This window comes from Streptomyces sp. B6B3 (assembly GCF_039871525.1).
Lineage (GTDB): Bacteria > Actinomycetota > Actinomycetes > Streptomycetales > Streptomycetaceae > Streptomyces.
This window is the reverse complement of record NZ_JBDPLU010000001.1, coordinates 606,273-624,844: the sequence shown is the minus strand read 5'-3', so window position 1 is coordinate 624,844 and position 18,572 is coordinate 606,273. Positions and strand designations below refer to the sequence as shown.

General features: G+C 74.0%; 18 protein-coding genes and 1 pseudogene. 13 read left to right on the top strand and 6 right to left on the bottom strand.

Annotated elements, in window-relative coordinates:
* The first annotated feature begins 115 nt into the window (after positions 1-115).
* The 4 genes from ABGB06_RS02690 (at position 116) to ABGB06_RS02675 (ending at position 8,071) form a co-directional block, all read left to right on the top strand.
* Entirely contained in the window at positions 116-3,781 is a 3,666-nt protein-coding gene (locus ABGB06_RS02690; RefSeq protein ID WP_347584986.1) for a GNAT family N-acetyltransferase, read from the top strand.
* Between the two features lie 224 nt (positions 3,782-4,005).
* Positions 4,006-6,606 (top strand): class III lanthionine synthetase LanKC, encoded by a 2,601-nt coding sequence (gene lanKC, locus ABGB06_RS02685; RefSeq protein ID WP_347584985.1) that lies wholly within the window; start codon positions 4,006-4,008, stop codon positions 6,604-6,606.
* 115 nt (positions 6,607-6,721) lie between these two features.
* On the top strand, positions 6,722-6,856 hold the full coding sequence (locus ABGB06_RS02680; RefSeq protein WP_347584984.1) for a class III lanthipeptide: 135 nt from the start codon (positions 6,722-6,724) through the stop codon (positions 6,854-6,856).
* An 87-nt stretch (positions 6,857-6,943) separates the two neighbouring features.
* Positions 6,944-8,071: an LLM class flavin-dependent oxidoreductase gene (locus ABGB06_RS02675; RefSeq protein ID WP_347584983.1), complete on the top strand. Its 1,128-nt coding sequence runs from the start codon at positions 6,944-6,946 to the stop codon at positions 8,069-8,071.
* Between the two features lie 23 nt (positions 8,072-8,094).
* Here the strand turns inward: ABGB06_RS02675 and ABGB06_RS02670 are convergent, their stop codons facing one another.
* Entirely contained in the window at positions 8,095-8,637 is a 543-nt protein-coding gene (locus tag ABGB06_RS02670) for an alpha/beta hydrolase (protein ID WP_347584982.1), read from the bottom strand.
* Positions 8,638-8,680: 43 nt separating this feature from the next.
* Between ABGB06_RS02670 and ABGB06_RS02665 the strand changes: the two are divergent.
* The 4 genes and pseudogenes from ABGB06_RS02665 to ABGB06_RS02650 form a co-directional block, all read left to right on the top strand.
* A pseudogene (locus ABGB06_RS02665) lies at positions 8,681-9,268 on the top strand (LLM class flavin-dependent oxidoreductase); the annotation flags it as partial.
* A 96-nt stretch (positions 9,269-9,364) separates the two neighbouring features.
* Entirely contained in the window at positions 9,365-9,694 is a 330-nt protein-coding gene (locus tag ABGB06_RS02660) for a hypothetical protein (protein ID WP_347584981.1), read from the top strand.
* Positions 9,695-9,810: 116 nt separating this feature from the next.
* Positions 9,811-10,569: a PASTA domain-containing protein gene (locus tag ABGB06_RS02655; protein WP_347584980.1), complete on the top strand. Its 759-nt coding sequence runs from the start codon at positions 9,811-9,813 to the stop codon at positions 10,567-10,569.
* 96 nt (positions 10,570-10,665) lie between these two features.
* Positions 10,666-11,250 carry a TIGR04222 domain-containing membrane protein gene (locus tag ABGB06_RS02650; RefSeq protein WP_347584979.1) on the top strand — a complete coding sequence of 195 codons (585 nt, stop codon included), beginning with the start codon at positions 10,666-10,668 and terminating at the stop codon, positions 11,248-11,250.
* A gap of 19 nt (positions 11,251-11,269) precedes the next feature.
* On the opposite strand, the gene ABGB06_RS02645 is transcribed toward ABGB06_RS02650, so the two are convergent.
* A complete protein-coding gene (locus ABGB06_RS02645) occupies positions 11,270-11,707 on the bottom strand; it encodes an ATP-binding protein (RefSeq protein WP_347584978.1) in 438 nt (145 codons plus the stop codon).
* 158 nt (positions 11,708-11,865) lie between these two features.
* On the opposite strand from ABGB06_RS02645, the gene ABGB06_RS02640 reads away from it, so the two are divergent.
* From ABGB06_RS02640 to ABGB06_RS02625, 4 genes are read left to right on the top strand one after another with little or no spacing between them, the layout of a single operon-like run.
* Positions 11,866-12,702 carry a helix-turn-helix transcriptional regulator gene (locus ABGB06_RS02640; protein ID WP_347584977.1) on the top strand — a complete coding sequence of 279 codons (837 nt, stop codon included), beginning with the start codon at positions 11,866-11,868 and terminating at the stop codon, positions 12,700-12,702.
* Positions 12,699-12,890, top strand: a complete 192-nt coding sequence (locus tag ABGB06_RS02635) for a DUF397 domain-containing protein (RefSeq protein ID WP_347584975.1) — start codon at positions 12,699-12,701, stop codon at positions 12,888-12,890. Before ABGB06_RS02640 ends, ABGB06_RS02635 begins: the two co-directional genes overlap by 4 nt.
* Before the next feature lie 3 nt (positions 12,891-12,893).
* Positions 12,894-13,640, top strand: a complete 747-nt coding sequence (locus ABGB06_RS02630) for a sulfite exporter TauE/SafE family protein (protein WP_347584974.1) — start codon at positions 12,894-12,896, stop codon at positions 13,638-13,640.
* Between the two features lie 31 nt (positions 13,641-13,671).
* Complete coding sequence (locus tag ABGB06_RS02625) at positions 13,672-14,076, top strand: DUF4440 domain-containing protein (RefSeq protein ID WP_347584973.1); 405 nt, start codon at positions 13,672-13,674, stop codon at positions 14,074-14,076.
* Between the two features lie 17 nt (positions 14,077-14,093).
* On the opposite strand, the gene ABGB06_RS02620 is transcribed toward ABGB06_RS02625, so the two are convergent.
* Positions 14,094-14,834, bottom strand: a complete 741-nt coding sequence (locus ABGB06_RS02620) for an NIPSNAP family protein (RefSeq protein WP_347584972.1) — start codon at positions 14,832-14,834, stop codon at positions 14,094-14,096.
* A 96-nt stretch (positions 14,835-14,930) separates the two neighbouring features.
* On the opposite strand from ABGB06_RS02620, the gene ABGB06_RS02615 reads away from it, so the two are divergent.
* A complete protein-coding gene (locus ABGB06_RS02615; RefSeq protein ID WP_347584971.1) occupies positions 14,931-15,923 on the top strand; it encodes a WYL domain-containing protein in 993 nt (330 codons plus the stop codon).
* A gap of 197 nt (positions 15,924-16,120) precedes the next feature.
* Here ABGB06_RS02615 and ABGB06_RS02610 read toward each other — a convergent pair whose 3' ends face one another.
* The 3 genes from ABGB06_RS02610 to ABGB06_RS02600 form a co-directional block, all read right to left on the bottom strand.
* Positions 16,121-16,486: an antibiotic biosynthesis monooxygenase gene (locus ABGB06_RS02610; protein WP_347584970.1), complete on the bottom strand. Its 366-nt coding sequence runs from the start codon at positions 16,484-16,486 to the stop codon at positions 16,121-16,123.
* A 75-nt stretch (positions 16,487-16,561) separates the two neighbouring features.
* A complete protein-coding gene (locus ABGB06_RS02605) occupies positions 16,562-17,269 on the bottom strand; it encodes an NAD(P)H-binding protein (RefSeq protein WP_347584968.1) in 708 nt (235 codons plus the stop codon).
* Positions 17,270-17,557: 288 nt separating this feature from the next.
* Entirely contained in the window at positions 17,558-18,568 is a 1,011-nt protein-coding gene (locus tag ABGB06_RS02600) for a LacI family DNA-binding transcriptional regulator (protein ID WP_347584967.1), read from the bottom strand.
* Positions 18,569-18,572: the final 4 nt, after the last annotated feature.

Below are 18,572 nucleotides of genomic sequence, written 5' to 3'. Positions count from 1 at the left end.
CACGTTGACGCCCCTGTGACTTCGTCCGTGCTTCACTCCTGACGGAGGGACAACACCTCGCGCTCCGGCACCTCGTGAGTCGTGGGCGCGTCGTCACATACCGAGGTCGGGATCCATGCACCTCATCGAGCGGGAACGAGAGCTGACGACACTGCGGGACCTCTTCACCCGGTCGCGGGGCGGCCGGGGACAGGTGGTCATCATCAGCGGCGCCGTGGCGTCCGGGAAGACCGCGCTGCTGCGGACCTTCGCCGAGGACGCGCGGCGGGCCGGCGCGGTCCTCCTCGACGCCGCCGCGGCCCCCGCGGAGCAGGCGTCCCCGGCCGCCCTGGTCCGGCGTCTGGTCAGGGACGCCGCCACGCTGCCCGGCGCCGGCGAGGACATGCTGCGGCTGCTGGACGAGGGCGTCGGCGGCACCGCGTTCCAGACCGGGGAGCCGCCCGAGGACGGTGGCGCCCAGCTGGCGGCGCCGGTGCTCCAGGGGCTCTGCGGGATGCTGTTGGCGGTGGCCGCGCAGGTCCCGCTGGTGATCGCGGTGGACGACGTCCAGCACGCCGACGCCGCGTCCGCGCGGTTCCTGCTCTACCTCGCGTACCGGGTCGGCGCGGCCCGGATCCTGCTGGTCCTCGGTGAGCGCTCCGGGCTCGGCGAGGACCGGCCGCCGCTGCACGCGGAGTTGCTCGGCCAGCCGCACTGCCGCCGCGTCGGCCTGGCGCCGCTCTCCCCCGACGCCCAGGCCGGGATGCTCGCCCCGCATCTGGACGCGGACGCGCGCCGCTCGTTCGGCGTGGCCAGCCAGGCGCTCACCGCGGGCAACCCGCTGCTGGTCCGCGCCCTGGCCCAGGACCACCGCGGGCGTCCCGTGCCGGACGCCCTGCCGGCGCCGAGCGCGGCGTTCGCCCGGGCGGTGCTGGACTGCCTGCGCCGCGGCGAGCCGACGGCCACGCCGATCGCCCAGGCGCTGGCGGTCGCCGGCGAGGCGGCGTCGCCCGGGTTCCTGGCCCGGCTGCTCGGTCTGGAGCGGCAGCATGTGGCCCAGGTGCTCGACGCGTTGGCCGCGACCGGGCTGCTGGTCGAGGGCCGCATCAGGCATCCGGCGGTGCGGACGGTGCTGGTGGACGGCATGGCCCCGGCGGAACGCGCCGCGCTGCACGGCCGGGTCGCCCGGCTGCTGCACCGGCGCGGCGCGGCGGCGGGCGTGGTCGCCGACCATCTGCTGGCCGCGGAGTCGGCTGGCGCCGCCGGGGAGCCGTGGGTGGTGCCCGTCCTGGCGGACGCGGCGGGCACGGCGGTGGCGGGCGCGGAGCCGGAGCGGGCCGGGACCTACCTGCGGCTCGCCCTGGCCGCGTGTCGCGACGCCCGGCAGCGGCAACGGATCGAGGGCGAGCTCGCCGGGCTGGGTTGGCGCGTCGCGCCCACCGCCGGGCCGCTCTCCTCGGGCGCCGGCCCCGGCCGGCACGAACGGCCCGCCGAGGCGAGCGGATCCGGCGGATCCGGCGGGTCGGACGGCCCAGTCGAGCCCGGCGGTTCGGACAGCCCAGGCGGGCCCGGCGGGACACTCGGGTCGGGCAGGCCAGTCGAGCCGGACGGGCCGGGCGGGCCGGACCGGCCAGGCAGTCCGGGCGGACCGAGCGCGCCGGGCGGCGCGGAGGCCCCCGGTGCCCGCGGGCGGGGCACCGGGGGCGATCCGCTGGGGGCGCTCGGCCGGTTGCTGTGGTTCGGGCCGGCCGACGCGACCGCCGACGGGCCACGGCCGGGAGACACCTCCCGGGCCCCCGGGACCCGGGCGAGGTCCGGCGGGCTCACGACCCGTTTCAACGAGGCCGCGACCGACCGCGAGGCGCTGAAGCTGCTGCTGTCCTGCCTCTATCCCCGCCTGTTCCCCGGCGCGTATCCCGGCGCCTACCCGGGCCCGACGCCGGCCGGCCCGCCCGGCTGGGCCGTGGTGGAGTGCGGGGACCGGGTTCCCGACGCCTCGGGCCGGCCGCTGCGCGCGGCGGCCGCGCTGTTCGCGGTGCTCGCCGGCGAGCACCACGCGAACGGGGGCACCCCCCAGGCCCCCTGGGCCTGGGGCAGGGGCGACGGCGTGCTCGACGCGACCGAACAGGTGCTGCAGGGCACGCGGATCGGCGAGTCGTCGCTGGGCGGCGTGCTCGCGGCGCTGGCCGCCCTGGTCTACGACGACCGGCTGGCCGAGGCGGCCCGCTGGTGCGATCCGCTGCTCGAATCGGCCGAGTCCCGGCAGTCCCCGGTGTGGCACGCGACGCTGTCCGCCGCGCGCGGCCTGATCTCGTTGCGGCAGGGCGATCTGGTGGCGGCGGAGCAGCAGGCGAACGAGGCGCTCGCCCGGCTCTCGCCGGCCAGTTGGGGCGTGGGCATCGGCCTGCCGCTCTCGGTGCTGGTGCTCGCCAACACCGCGATGGGCCGGCACCGGACGGCCGAGACGCACCTGGCGGTGCCGGTGCCGCCCGCCATGTTCCAGACCCTGTGCGGGCCGCACTACCTGCACGCGCGCGGCCGGCACCTGCTGGCCACCGGCCGGCCGCGGGCCGCGTTGGAGGACCTGGACGCCTGCCGACGACTGCTGTCCCACTGGCAGTTCGACGTGCCTGGCCTGGTCGCCTGGCACACCGACACGGCGCTGGCCCGGCTGGCGCTGGGCGAACGCGCGGCGGCCACGGCGGTGGTCGACGAACTGCTGCCGACGCTGCGTCCCGGCCCCTCCCGCACCCGGGGCATGGCCCTGCGGGTGCGGGCCCGCTGCGTCGAGGGGACGGAGCGGGAACGGCTGCTCCGCCAGGCGGTGGACCAGCTGGAGCAGTGCGGCGACCGGTACGAACTGGTCCTCGCCCTGGCCGACCTGGGCCAGGCGCAGCACGCGCTCGGCCAGCACGAGGCGGCGTTCGCCGCCGGGCGCCGCGCCCAGCGGCTGCGGCGCCACGGGTTCGCCGCCCCGGACGCGGCCGACGGCGTACCGTCGACCGCCGCGCTGGGTGCGGCCCCCGGGCCCCCGAGGGCCGGGGGGAGGGACGGCGGGCCGGCGGGCGCCGCCGACGACCTCACGGAGGCCGAGCTGAGGGTGGCCGCGCTGGCCGCCCACGGCCAGAGCAACCGCGAGATCGCCACCACCCTGCTGATCACCGTCAGCACCGTGGAACAGCACCTCACCCGCGTGTTCCGCAAGCTGGGGGTGCGCGGCCGCGCCGAGCTGCGCCCCGAGCTGTGGACCGATCCCGCCGCCCTGTTCCGCGCGGGCGACGCCGGCCAAGAGCGGCCCGGCGCCGCGCCGGCGCATACCGGGCGGGTCGAACTGCGCACCGAGCGCCTCTCGTTGCGCCGATGGCGCGAGTCCGACCTGGACTCCTGGGCGACGATGAACGCCGACCGGCGGGTCACCGAGCAGCCTCCCGGCCCGTCGCCCGGGGTCGGCCACGGCCTGTGGGTGATCGAGCCGCTGTCCAGGCCGGAGTTCGCCGGCGTGGTCGGCCTGGAGACGGCGGCGGACGGACTGCCGTACTCCGGCGTGGAGATCGCCTGGCGGCTGGCGCCCTGGGCCTGGGGTCACGGCTACGCCACCGAGGCGGCGCGCGCCGCCGTCGACTTCGGCTTCGACAAGCTGGGCCTCGCCGAGATCGTCGCCGCGACGACGGCCGCCAACGCCCGCTCCCAGGCAGTGATGCGCCGCCTCGGCATGACCCGCGACCCCGCCGACGACTTCGACCACCCCTGGCTCCCGCCCGGCCCCCACCGCCCGCACGTCCTCTACCGCCTCCGCCCCTGACGCAACGGGGGTCCGGGGCCTCACCGGCATCGCGCTTTCGGGCCAGGCACGGCGAATACCGGTCAACGTCAGGACCGGGTGATTCCGGTGCGGCGGGTGTGGTAGTGAGCTACGGAGAAGACTCCACCGCCGGTCCACACCCGTTGGACGACCGTCATCGCCTTCACGCGGCCGCGCGGCGCTCAGCACTGCCGTGACAGTGACTCCGTTGTGAAGGCGGCTCGATGGACTACCTCTTCTACGTGCAGGCGGATCCCGACTTCTACCGTCCGCTGCACGAGAGCAGGGAACCGGGGACGATCTTTCGGGCGCACGCCGTCCCGCCCGACTGGGACCGCAGGACCACGTCCTTCTGGTCCGTCTACAAGCCGCCCCGGGTGAGCATCGCCACCCACGGCTGGAAGGTCCACGTCTCCGCCGCCCTGCCACGGGCGCAGGAGGTCCTCGACGCCGTGGCCGCCGTCTGCGTGCGGCTGGCGATCCCCTTCAAACACCTCGGCTCGTTCACCTACTTCGTCATGCTGCACCACAAGCACGCGCCCCGGGAGCAGAACGGCAAGTTCATCGCCGCCTATCCCCCCGACGAGGCCGCCGCCCGGACGCTGATGGAGGAACTGCACGCCGCCCTGCCGGACGAGGCGGGCCCGTACGTGCTCGGCGACCGGCGCTGGCGGGACTCCCGCGTGGTCTCGTACCGGTACGGCGCCTTCGAGAACGTGCCCGTCACCAAGCCGGACGGCACCGAGGAGCTCATGGTGCCGGACGGGTCCGGCACGCTCGTTCCCGACGTGCGTGGCCTGTCCTTCGTCCTGCCCGACGGAATCGCGGACCCCTTCGTCGCCGACCGCAGGCCGCCCGACTACGCCGCCGCGTCCGGCACCGCGCCGCGCACCGTCTCGTTCGAGGGACTCACCTTCACCAGGCTGCTCCGGCACTCCAACGGCGGCGGCGCCTACCTCGCCACCGTCACGGAAACCGGCGAGCAGGTGTTCGTGAAGGAGGCGCGGGCGCATTCGGGCCTGTCCCCGGACGGCACGTCCGCGCCCGAGAACCTCGCCCACGAGCACCGCGTCCTGCGGGCCCTGCACGACGAGGCGCCGGGTCTGGCCCCGGCACCCGTGAAGTTCTTCCGGCGCTGGGAACACACTTATCTCGTCACCGAGTTCGTCCCCGGCGTGTCCCTGCTGCAGTGGGTCACCAACCACTACCCCGGATTCACCGTCGCGCCGGACGGCGACTACTACCGGACGTACTGGGAGCGCTGCACCCGCATCGTCGAGCAGCTGACCGACGCGCTGGACCGGCTGCACCGGGCCGGATACGTCTTCCTCGACGTCAGCCCCCGGAACGTGCTCGTGGACGACGACGACGCCGTGCGGCTCATCGACTTCGAGACGGCCGAGCGGATCGGAGACCCGCCCTCCCTCTTCGGCACCCCCGGCTACTTCCCCAGGCTGCCCCGCCACCGGCTCAGGGAGGTGATGGAGCGCGATCCCACCTACTGCGACCGGTACGGACTCGCCGCGCTCGCCCAGCTCCTGACCTTCGGCATGAAACACCACGTCACGCAGCGGGAGCCGGCGGCGCTCCGGCACCTCGACGAACTGATCCGCGGCTCCTCGGGGAAACCCGCGCCGGCCCATCTCCGGCGCCGCGCCACGGCCTTCACCCCCACCGACACCCCGACGCGGATCCCGGCTCCCGACCAGGTGGCGGCGGACCCGATCGGGAGCCTGCGCGACCTGCGGAACGCGGTGGCGGACTCGATCCTCGCCATGGCGAACCCCGGGGGGCGGGTGATCTTCCCGACCGTTCCACAGGGCTACTACACCCACCCGCACGCCGTCATCCACGGGACCGCCGGCGTCCTGCACGCGTTACGCCTGGCCGGGCGGGAGGTCCCGCCCGAGGTTCTGGCGAGGTTCCGTCGCGAGGGTCTCGACGCGGGCACGCAGGGGGCGCCCGGCCTCCACTCCGGCAGCGCCGGCGTCGCCTGGGTGATGGCCGACCACGGGATGACGGACGAGGCCAACGCGCTGCTGGACGCGGCGGAGAAGCATCCCCTGCTGGACCGCACCGCCACCCTCGGGGAGGGCACGGCGGGCGTCGCGCTGGCCCATCTGGCGCTGTACGGACACGACCGGGACCCGAGGCATCTGGACGCGGCCCAGCGGCTCCGCGCCGCCCTCCCCTCGGGGAACGACCTGCTGGGCCTCCTGGAGACCGACGGCGCGACCGGCCTCCTGCACGGCCGGGTCGGCATCGCGCTCCTCGACCACTACCTGCACCGCGTGCTGGGCGACGAGCGCGCCGGCCGCGCCGGACTCGCCCTGCTGCGCGACGAGGCGACCGCGGCGGACCCCTTTCCCGGCGGCGGTATCGGCTTCCGCGTCTCCACCCGGGACCAGCGTCTCTACCCGTACCTCTACCGGGGATCCGCGGGCTTCGCCCTGGTGGCCAGCCGCTTCCTCCCCGTCGCCGACGAGGACCTGGAGACGGCGGTGGCCGAGGCGATCCGCGCCAGCACGCTGGCGACGACCTTCTACGCGGGACTCTACGAGGGCCAGTCGGGGCTCGTCCTGACGCTCTCCGAACACGCCTCCCTGACCGACACCCCCGCCAGCCAGGCGGAGGCGGTCCGGGCGGCCCGGGCCCTCTTCTGCCACGCGGTGTCCGACGAGGCCGGTGTCCGTTTCCACGGCGAGTTCCACATGCGTTTCAGCACGGACCTGTGGAGCGGCTCCGCCGGCGTGCTCCTCGCCCTGACCCGCCTCCTGGACGACACCCCGGACGCCTTCTTCACCCTGGACGGCCTCACCGTCTGATCCCCCCTGATCCCCTTCCGGACATTCCGGACACCGGAAGGGCGGGCGGCGACTCCCGGAAACGGAAAGCCGCTGCCCGCGTCCACCCGCCCACACACGAGAAGGGAGAACCGTCATGGAGAACACCGAGGCGATGGAGGAGGTACTGGCGCTCCAGCTCCTGGAGTCCGAGACCCCCACGCACGACCGTTTCGCCGCGTCCGGCCTGTGCACCAGTACGTCCGCCAGCACCGGATGCACCGGATTCTGACACACGGCACGTTCTGATCGGCTGACCGGCACCGGGGGTCCGGGCGCCCCGCCCGGACCCCCGGATTTCTCTCTCCAGGAGGAGCACGTGCAGTTCTCTCTGTTCATCCTCGGCCAGATCGCGTCCCCCACGCCGGAACGAGAACGTCAGCTGCTGAGGGAGTCCGTCGAACAGGTCGTGCTGGCCGAGGAGGTCGGCTTCGACCGCGTCTGGGCCGTCGAGCACCACGGGCTCAAGTGGTACTCCCACATGAGCAGCTCCGAGATCTTCCTGACCTGGGTGGCCGCCCGGACCTCCCGCATCCGGATCGGGCACGGCGTCGTCACCATGCCCTTCGGCTACCAGCATCCCGTGCGCGTCGCCGAGCGCACCGCGATGCTCGACGCGCTCTCCGGCGGGCGCCTCGACATCGGCGCCGGCCACGGCGGAAGCCCGCAGGAGCTGGCGTTGTTCGGGATCGATCGGGAGGCCGCGCGGGACCAGGTGCGCGAGGCCATGGAGATCATCACCGGCATCTGGCGCACCGACCGGTTCGAATGGCACGGCTCCATCGACATCGGCCCGGGCGAGGTGCTGCCCCGCCCGCAGCAACGGCCGCACCCGCCCCTGTTCATGGCCTGCAGCAAGGAGGAGACCGTGCGGACGGCGGCCACGCTCGGCGTGGGCGCCATGGTCCTCGGCTTCGGCGGCCCCGACCTGACCCGCCGACGGCGCTCCGTCTACGACGCGGCACGCGCCGCACGCACCCCCGAGGGCCTGCTGTCCTCGGTCGTCAACGACCACTTCGGCGTCGTCTGCCCGACCGTGGTCCTCGACGACGCCGAACGGGCCCGCGCCATCGGCCTGCGGGGACAGCAGTTCTTCGTCGAGGCGTCCCGACACTGGTACGGCGGCGGCGCGCCGCCCAGCCAGGACCTGACGACGGACGGCGGCCACGCGCTCGCCGCGGCGAAACAGGCCGTCCTGGACGAACTCGACACCCACCAGGTCCCGTTCCGGCCCGAGTACGTCGCCGCGTACAACACCGACCACCCGTACGGCACGGCGGACACGGCACGAGACCGCGTCCAGGAACTGGCCGACGCCGGAGCGGACGAGGTGATGTGCCTCGTGCAGATGGGCGGCGTACCCCACGACGTCTGCCTGGAGACGATCCGCCAGTGGGGCACGAAGGTCATTCCCCACTTCCGCCCCGCCCCGGGACCACCTGTGTGACGCCGGGCGGCTCCGCCCCGCCGTCAGGCCTGCCCCTCCGGCCGGAGGAAGCCGGCGACCGAGGTCAGGAACCGGTCCAGGTGGGGCGCGAAGCCCGGTCGCGGCGGCTCCGGGCAGCCGGGAAGCTCCTCGCTGTGGGGCAGCAGGCGGCGAAGCGCGTCAACGGTGGCCCGTTGGTGGTTCCGGTTCTCCGGCACCGAGGGAAGCAGTCCGACCGGCATCGCCAGCCTCGACGCCTCGCCGTCGGAGACGCCCCGCAGGGTCCGTCCCGCCACCAGGACCCGGATGGTGCGCTCGGACGCCCCCAGCCCGGTCAGGTGGCGCCGGACGCGGGCGTCCGCCTCGGGGTCCCCCGCCGTGGCCGGCCAGGCCAGCAGGAGGCGCGTGATCCGGCGGGGAAACGCCAGCGCCAGCCGGACGGCCGCCGAGCACCCGTTGGACGCGGCCACCACCGACACCCGGTGCCCGGACGGCAGGAAAGCGGCGAGGTGGTCCACCTCGGCCTCCCAACTCGGTGGCCGACGCGGACGGTCGGGAGCCAGCACGGTGAACCCGGCGCGTTCCATGGCCGCCACGATCCCCGGCGTCCCCCAGAAACGCCCGGCGCGCGGCCGCCTCGTCCTCGGCCTGGGCATTGGCGGCCGGCACGACGACCACCAGGTCGCCGGCGTCGACCCGCGCACCCGGGGCCGACGCCTCGACGAGCAGATGGCGGTGCTGCGCCGGCCGTGGTCCGGCTCGCCCTACGGCGACGGCATCGGCCCGATCGGCCCCGCGCCGGCCAGCCCCGGTGGCCCCGAGGTGCTCTTCGGCGGCTTCCAGCCCGCCGCGATCGAACGCGTCGCGCGCTGGGGCGACGGCTTCCTCGCCGCCGCCCCACTCTCCTGGGCGGGCGGCCTGTTCGACACCGCCCGCGGGTTCTGGAAGGAGTACGACCGCGACGGCGAACCCCGCTTGGTCGCCCAGCTCAACGTGGCCCTCGGCCCCGACCACGTCATCGACGACGCCCGGACCGCCATGCACGCCTACTACGCCTTCACCGGCCGCGCCGACGCGATGGTCGCCGGCCTGCTCACCACGCCGGCCGCGATCCGCGCCGCGATCGCCGGCTTCGCCGACCTGGGCGCCGACGAGGTCATCCTCTACTGCTACGGCCTCGACCCCGACCAGGTCCACCGCCTCGCCGACGTCCTGTAGTTCGGTCGGGACGCGACTTCGTGCGCGGCACGTCCCGCCCAACTGGACGTGCCGCGCACGAAGTCCGCACTACCCTGGCCCCGGGAGGAGGACACGGTGACCGATCCCCACATCCACGTGGACCAGAAGGTGGTGCAGGCCGGCGCCGACGTGCGCAACCTGATCGGATCGACGCTGGGCCGCGTCCCCGACGCGCCGACCGTCGTCACCACCGGCTGCGGACACCGGGTCCCCTACGCGATGACCTCCGCCCGTCCGGAAAGCGTCACGTGCCTCCCCTGCCGGGACCACGCGCACCGCGCGTACCTGCGCTTCGCCGACCAGGTCGAGCGCCTCGGCCGGATGCCCGGCAGCACCCTCACCGGCGACCAGACGACCGCGGCCGTGGCCCGCCTCCGGGACCTGGCACAGCGGTTCTCCTCCTGAGGGCCCCGGATTCACTGAGCCGTTCCTACCGGGTTGCGTAGCGCAAGCTTCGAACTGATCATCACGAAATAGACACACGGCACATACGTTTCCTTCGCACGCACCATGCTGGCGAGATGACCTTTCACCAGCAGCCCACCACACGCCCGCCAGCTGATGGACGGAACGCCTGGCGACGTCTCCCCGGATGGCAGAAGGCGCTGATCATCGTCTCCGCCTTCATTCCCCTCGGCATCATCGGCAGCCTCCTCGGCGCAGGAGACCCGGCAAAGAACGCCGCAGACACCGCCGGGCCGGCCCCGGACGTCGGCAGCACCGACCCGCAGCCGCAGAACGCCAACGAGGCAGAGAACGCGGAGGACACGGAAAGCGCAGAAGACACCGACGAAGAAGCAGACCTCCCCGACCTCACGGGCATGGGCCTTCAGGCGGCGCAGGACGCGGCGCAGGAGGCCGGCTTCTATCTCCTCACCTCGCACGACGCCTCCGGTCGCGACCGCATGCAGGTCTGGGACCGAAACTGGCAGGTTTGCTTCCAGACACCGGACGCGGGACGCCATCCCAGCGACGTCGAGGTTGATTTCGGCGTCGTCGACCTTGACGAGGAGTGCCCCGCCGAGGATGAAGGCACCGGTGAAGGGCCCGAGGCGGCCTACGGAACGATGCCGAGTCTCGTCGGGGAGTCCGCCAACGTCGCCCGCACCGCCCTCCCGGACAACGCGAGCATCACCGTGCGGGACGTCTCCGGCGAGGAACGCATCGTCTTCCTGGAGTCGAACTGGCAGGTCTGCGCCCAGGACCCGGCGGCGGGTGAGGCGTTCGAGGGACAGCCCGTGACCTTGGGCGTCGTGAAGTTCGGAGAAGCCTGCCCATAACCTCGGCCACGGCCAGGCCACGACGGCTGCCCGGGGCTGGGCAACTCGCGGGCGACCTGACGAGTCGGACCTGGGCAGTGGAGGGATGGGGGTCCCATGGGGAGAACGTTCCGACGGACCGGCTCGGCCGGGTCGTCGCCGTTGGACCGGTATGACGTGGCTTGTCTGGCCGGCGGACCGCAGCGGGTCGCCGAGACCGCACTGCTCACGCTGCACGACCGCGGGGTCATCACGATCACCGGGCCTCGCGTCCGCGCCGAGGAGCAGGCCGAGCACCCGGTGGAGCGCGTGCTCACGAGTTCCTGCCCGAACGGGAGGAGCGTGACCGCCGTGCTGGCCGGCCTCACCCGGGCCACCGAGACGGAGGAGATCGGACGGCGGCTGGTGTCGCTCGGCCTCCTCACCCGCGCACGCCGCCCCACCCGGGTGGGGCGCCGGCGCCTGGAGCTGGCCAGGGAGTCCGAGGAGCTTCCGGCATACGTCTTCGACGGCCCCGCCGCCCACCCGGAGCGACGGCTGCGCCGCGCCGTGCGGATCGCCTCGCCGGCGCCGTCGGGACTGGGACGGATGCGGATCCTGACGAGTAGGACCGTGGACCCGTACGCCGACGACGACTCGGGCCACGCGGCGACCGACTCCGGCGGCGGCTTCGGAGACGGCGGTGGCGGCGGCGGCGACTGAGCCGGAGGGTTCGTGCGGATCACAGGGTGAGTTCGCACCAGACCGTCTTGGTGTCCGGGCCGCCGTGGCGGACGCCCCAGCGGTCGGCGAGGGCGTCCACCAGCAGCAGGCCCCGGCCCGACTCGGTGCGGGCTGACGCCGGCCGCAGTTCGCCCGGGGCCGGTGGGAGACGGTCGGGCCGGGCGTCGGTGACCTCGACCCGCAGCGTCGCCGGCTCGACGAGGATCAGCCGCACCTCGAAGTCCCGGCCAGGGGCGAAGCCGTGCAGGGCCGCGTTGGCGGCGAGTTCGGCGACGAGCAGGACGGCGCGCTGTGCGGCGTCGTCGTCCGGCGGCCACCGCCAGGCCGCCAGCAGTTCGGCGGCCAGCCGGCGGGCGGCGCGGGCTCCTCGGCGGGACGGGCTGAAGCGCATGCTGAAGTGCCGGGTCGACGGCGGCCGGGCGGTTTCGGACCTCATGGCCCTCAGCGTGACGCGGCGCTGCGAGCGCGTGCAGCAACGGCGGCGGTACGGGGCGTGTCTGTCGGGTCCGCGCCACGGACTGTCCGGCCCGGCGGCCGTGACCTGTGACGGCACGCGGCCGTTGGGCATCTGATGGGCCGAAGGGGCGGTGGGCGATGTCCGGAGACGAGGCGGCCGAGCGCGAGTGGGACGACGAGGCCGGAGAGGTCGTCCGGACCGTCGGCAAACTGGTGAAGCTCCTGCGGGAACGAGCCGGACTGACCCAGGCCGAACTCGGCGCGGCCATCGGCTACGGCGAGGACCAGGTCTCGTCGGTCGAACGGGCCCGCCGCATCCCCAAACCGGAGTTCCTCGACGCGGCGGACCAGACCCTGGGCGCGGGCGGCATCCTCGCCGCGCTCAAGGACGACGTGGCCCAGGCGCGTTACCCCAAGAAGGTCCGCGACCTGGCCCGCCTGGAGGCCGAGGCGGAAGAGCTGGGCGCGTACGCGAGCACCGTCATCCACGGGCTGCTGCAGACCGAGGAGTACACGCGCGCGTTGTTCCGCGTGCACCGCCCGACGCTGGACGAGGACACCATCGAGCGCAACGTGTCCGCGCGCCGGGCCCGCCAGGAGATCCTCACACGCCCTCCGGTGCCCTTCCTGAGCTTCGTCCAGGAGGAGGTGACGCTGCGCCGGCCGATTGGCGGAAAAGAGGTACTGCGGGAACAGTTGGGGCACCTGCTGGACGTCGCGCGGCTGCGACATGTGGAGATCCAGGTGATGCCGACGAGTCGGGAGGAGCACGCCGCGCTCGGCGGATCGATCCTCCTGCTGGAGCCGCGCACGGGCCCGCGCATCGCCTACACCGAAGTGCATCAGTTCAGCCGGGTCGTCACCGACCAGCAGAACCTTCGTATCCTCGCATCACGCTATGGAAGTGTTCGCGCGCAGGCTCTCACGCCCCGGGAGTCGCTGGCGTTCATCGAGAAGGTGCTGGGAGAGACATGACGGCCACCCGTGCACGGACCTGGATCAGGAGCAGCTACAGCACGGCGGAGGGCGCCGAGTGCGTGGAGATCGCGCCCTCCGCCGACAACGTCTATATACGCGACTCGAAGGATCCGCACGGCGAACGGCTCGCGCTCCCGGCCCGACAGTGGTCCGCTTTCGTCGCGTTCGCCGCCGGGCGGTCCTGACGGGTGACCGGGGTCGGTGACATAGCGCTGCTGGCCGCGGCGGGGGTGCTGGCCGGGCTGGTCGGCAGTGCGGGGGCCATCACGTCGCTGGTGTCCTATCCCGCGCTGCTCGTGGTGGGGCTTCCGGCCCTGTCGGCGAACGTCACCAACCTCGTCGCTGCCGTGGCGTGCTGGCCGGGGGCCGCGCTCGCCTCGCAGCCCGAGTTGGTGGGCAAAGGGTCGTGGTTGCGGCGTTGGATTCCGCTGTCCGCGCTGGGCGGCGCGGGGGGCGCGGTGCTGTTGCTGGTCACCCCGCCGGGCGTGTTCGCCCGGGTCGTGCCGTTCCTCGTCGCCCTCGGCTCGCTGGCGCTGCTCGCCCAGCCCTGGCTCGCCGCCCGCCGGGACGGGGCGGGCGGCGTCGCGTTGCCGGTCGGGCTGGTCGGGACGGCGGTGTACGGCGGCTACTTCGGCGCCGGGTCGGGGGTGATGACGCTCGCGCTGCTGTTGATCACCACCGAACCGCGGCTGGCCAGCGCCAACGCCCTGAAGAACATGCTCATCGGCGCCCAGGTGCTCGTCTCGGCCGTCGCCTTCGGCTTCTTCGGCCCGGTCGACTGGGCGGCCGCGGCCGCCCTGGGCCTGGGCATGTTCGTCGGCTCCACGCTCGGTCCCGGCATCACCCGCCGCGTCCCCGCCGCCCCGCTGCGCTGGGTCGTGGCCGCGATCGGCTTCGGCCTGGCGGTCCAGCTGTGGGTCGACCCGAGCGCCTGAGCCTGGTCCCTCCGCTTGTTACCGTCGCGCCATGTCCAGGAGCGAGAGCGAGATAGACGTGGTGACCGCCGAGTTCTTCGGGGCCTTCGACAACCGCGGCGGCCGGGCCGCCGACGTGGCCCGGATCCGGCGGCTGGTGCTTCCGGGGGGCGTGATCGTCAAGACCGGCCCCGAGTTCACGGTCTACACCGTGGACGAGTTCATCGAGCCTCGCCAGCGGCTGCTGACCGACGGCCGGCTGGTCGAGTTCTCCGAGTGGGAGACGTCGGAACGGACGGAGATCGCGGGCGATATCGCGTCCCGGTTCAGCGAGTACCGCAAGTCGGGGACCCTGGACGGTGAGCCGTTCGAGGGTGGCGGAACCAAGACGATCCAGTTCGTCCGCACCGCGGCCGGCTGGCGGATCGCGGCGGTCGCCTGGTACGACCGGCCCTGACCGGGGCCGGCCCGCCGTCAGGAGAGGAGCGAGCGGCCGGTGGGCGCCAGTCGCAACACCCTCGGTGCCGCCGTTTGTTCTCGTTCGAGGGCCGGCAGGATCTCGTTCCGCGCCCGGGGATGGGTGTCGACGTCGGCGAGGTGCCGCCGGCACGCGTCCTCGGTGGGGTACGAGCCGATGACCACGGCGACGTTCTCCCCGGTGCGGACCGGCAGCCTGGGGAACGTGTTGGGTGCCGTCTCGGTGGTCAGGACCGCGAGCGGGGTGGGCCCCGTCTCCCGGAGCACGGGCAGCAGGCCGTCCCGGACCAGCGCGGGGCCCTGGTCGCTGGCGGGCGGGAACGACCACACCGTGGCGGCCACGAACCGGTCAGGTGCGGGAGCGCCGGCCGGGGGCCGTGCGGACGGGGAGACGGTGAGGCCGCTCCCGTCGGCCAGCGGACGCAGCAGGAGCACGTCGTCGGAGTCGATCATGGTGGCGTTGGCCTGCGGGCCGTGCTTCGCCCAGACGGGACCGCCGTAGAAGGCGCCGAGCGCGTCGCGCCGCGTCTCCATGTCCCGGAACCCGCGCAGCCAGACGAAGCGGTCCGGCTCGTCGAGGTCCCGGAACTGGCCGAGCACGACCATCCCGGTCTCCTCCTGGGTCTCGACGAACTCCCGGTCGAACAGCTCGATGAGCTCGTCGCGCCGACCGGGTCGCAGCGTGTACTGGCGAAGCTCGATCACGGCGGGGCGGCCGACGGGGTCGGTGGTGGGCACGGCGGGCTCCTGTTCGGGGTTTCGTTCTGCGGGCGCGAACCGACGGTAGGGGAGCCGCGTGTCAGGTGCTGTCAGGGTTACGGGGAGAATGCGGCCATGTCTGCCGGTCGTCTGCTGTCGGTGCTGCTGTTGCTGCAGTCCCGGGGCCGCATGTCCGCGCGGGGGCTCGCCGACGAACTGGGCGTGTCCGTGCGCACCGCCTACCGTGACGTGGCGCGGCTGCAGGCCGCCGGGGTGCCGTTGTACGCGGAGCCGGGGCGCGGCGGCGGCTACCAGCTGGTCGACGGCTATCGCACCCGGCTGACCGGGATGAGCGAGGGCGAGGCGCGGGCACTGCTCCTCGCCGGGCTGCCAGGACCCGCCGCCGATCTGGGGCTCGCGGCGGAGGTGACGGCGGCCCGGCTGAAGCTGCTGGCCGCGCTGCCGCCCGGACCGCGCGAGGAGGCCGCGCGGACCGCGGCGGTCTTCCATCTGGACGCGCCCGGCTGGTACCGGGAGCCCGAGCCGGCTCCGTCTCTTCCCCTGTTCGTCGACGCGGTGCTGACCCAGCGCGCGGTGGACGTGCACTACCGCCGCTGGCGCGCCCCGCAGGAGGTGCGCCGCCGCCTGCGGCCCTACGGCCTGGTGCTCAAGTCCGGCGTCTGGTACCTCGTGGCCGCGGCGCGGAGCCGGACCGCGACCTACCGGGTGACCCAGGTCCTCGACGCCGTGCTGAGTGACGAGCGGTTCGACCGGCCGGCGGACTTCGACCTGGGCGCGTACTGGGCGTCCTACCTGGAGGACTTCCAGGCCCGCCGCTTCACCGGCACGGCCACGGTTCGGCTGTCCCCGCGGGGGCGCCGGCGCCTGCCCGACAACGTCCCGCCGGAGGTCGTGCGGGCCGTCGAGGCCACCGCGACCGCCGTCGGCGACGACGGATGGGTCGAGGCGGTCATCCCGACGGAGAGCGCCGAGCACGCCTGCGGCGAGTTGCTGCGGCTCGGCGTCGACGTCGAGGTCGTCGCGCCGGCGGGACTGCGCCAGGCCATGGCCGACACGGTGGGCGCACTCGCCCGGGCCTACGGCTCCCCCCACGCCGCACCCGCGTAGCGGCCGGCCCGCGCCGGAGCGTACGCGGGTGCGTGCGAACGCGTGCACCCGCGCCGTGTGCCGGTTCCGTGCTTCAGGTTCGGGAACGCGCTCCCTGCTGCGGGCCACCGGCTGCTGTGAGACCCACGCGCGCTGGCCCCTCGTCCACACCGGCCGACCTCCCACGGCGTACGCGGCGACCGTGCCACGCCCCACGGTCAGCCGTCGCCCGCCCGCCGGGGGCCGGGGCCGATCTCCCGCACGACCCGGTAGGTCGGAGGCCCGTCCATGCGGGGCTCGGCCGTGCCGGAGAGCCCGTCCAACGCCCGCTGGATGGCCGCCGCGCGCCCGTCGGTGTCGGACGTCTCGACGAAACTTCGGTAGTCGGCCTCGCTGTCCCAGTGCACGATGTTGTAGACCCGGGTGCCGTCGGTGCTCACGTGGAACCGGGCCGACCGGTAGCCGGGGTGGAAGCGCACCCACCGCTCCTGGATCTCGGCGAACGCGGCCACCAACTCCTCCTGGGTCCGCGGGCCGTCGACCGTGTAGTCGATGATCGAGTAGAAGCCGGAATCGGTGCTCATGCCGGACGCTCCCTCCCTGTCGCGCCGCCGGACGGCGGTCGCGGGGAGATCCTGCAAACTCAACCGCACTTGAGGTCAAGCCGTTCCGGGTCCGTGGGCCAGCGCGCTGGGTGAGAGGCGGCCGACGATGGCCGGCGCCTCGCGGACCAGCGTGTCGTCGGTGAGCGCCGCGACCATGAAGAGCGCGAAGTCCACGCGCCGCGTCAGGTCGCTCGCCAGGACCGGATCGCCGACGTGCCGGCTCCACACGGGCAGGCCCTGGCTCTCGCCCTCCTCCAGGGAACTGCCGCGGACCACGGTCCACGCCCGGTCGCTGGCGAAGATCCGCCGGCACGCCTCCACCTGGTCGTCGATCTCGACGGCGCGCACGAGGCGCCCCAGCCGGGCGGCGATCCGGAGGAGCGTCCGGAAGCGCCAGGAGTACCGGTCCTGGCCGTCCCGGGTGATGTGCCAGCCGCACGAGAAGACCAGGCGCGCGTCGGGCTCGGCGTGGTCGAGCACCGCCTGCGCCGTGCCCGACGAGTACTGCCGCACGCCCCAGGGGACCAGCACGGTCAGCACGCCGTCGCATCCGGCGACGGCCTTCCTGATGGCCTCCCGGTCGTTCGTGTGCCCGGGAACGATCGTGATCCGGTCGGCGAACGCGGCCAGCTTCGGGACGCTGCGCTCGCGGCACACGCCGACGACCTCGTACCCGCGGTCCAACGCGTGCCGGACCATGTACTGCCCGAGCTTCCCCGAGGCACCCACGACGCAGACCCTGCGTCTCCGGCCCGTGCCCATGTCCCCACTCCCCCGGATCGGACGGATCGGACCTTCCCTGCGAACAACGCTAGAGCACCGACGCCAGGCGCGACACCGTCCGCGGCGCCGCCGGGCGAAGCCGGCCCGGAGGCCCCGGGGAGTCGGCGACTTCGCCGGAACCGTTCGCTGACGCGATCGCGTCAGGAGTAGCACCGATCGGGGGGAGATGTACATGGCCTGGGACGACCAGGCCATGTACATCACCAACGAAGCGTCGGGGACGGAAGGGGTGCGGCTGCACGCCGTCCGCCGCGCCCCCGGGTCGCCCTAGCCGCCGTAGTGCAGGGGCCGGGTCGGGAGGACGGTGCGGCGGGGGGCCGCGGTGGACTCGGGGGTCTGGTGGATGCGGTCGACGAGGAGGCGGCCGGCGGCGCGGCCCAGCTCGTCGCTGTCGTAGGCGACGATGGTGAGGGCCCGGCCGAGCATGTCGGCCAGTTCGAAGTCGTCGAAGCCGGCCAGCGCGACGTCCGGCCCGGCGGCGCGGACCGCGCCGATGGTGTTCCGGTTGTTGGAGCAGAAGAGGGCCGTCGGGGGGTCGTGGAGGGCGAGGAGCTCGGCCGCCGCGTGGGCGGCGTCGGCCGTGTCCTGGGCGCCCTGGCGGACGTGCCGGTCGTCGGCCGGCAGGCCCGCGTCGGCCAGCGCGGCGTGGTAGCCGCGGAGGCGTTCCGTGCTGGTGTAGACGGCGGCCGGCGGGCCGAGGAAGCCGATCCGGCGGTGGCCCTGGGCGATCAGCCGCTCGGTGGCGTCCTTCGCCCCGCCGAAGTCGTCGACCAGCACGTGGTCGGCCTCGAAGCCGCTGGGCGGCCGGCTGGCGCAGACCACGGGCACGCCCTGGGCCGCCGCCGCGGCGAGGTGGCGCTGGTCGGCCTCGGCGGGCACCGCGATGATGCCGTCGACGCGGCGGGTCACCAGGTCGGCGACCAGATCGCGTTCCGCGTCCAGGTCTTGTCCGGTGTTCCCTATCACCGTCTTCAGGCCGTGCTCGCCGACGACGCTGTCCAGGCCGAGGGCCAGCCGGGAGTAGAAGGGGTTGGCGAGGTTGGTGACGACGAGCCCGACGAGCCCGCTGGCGCGGCCCAGCCGCAGGCTGCGGGCGACGGCGTTGGGCCGGTACCCGAGCTCGGCGACCGCCGCCAGCACCCGTTCCCTGGTCTCGGGCGAGACTCGCGGGTCGTCCCGCAGCGCCCGGGTCACCGTCATCGCGCTGACCCCGGCCCGGCCCGCGACGTCGCGCAGGGTCGGGCCGTTCGACCGGCCGGTCTTGGCGCTCCTGGCCAACGGT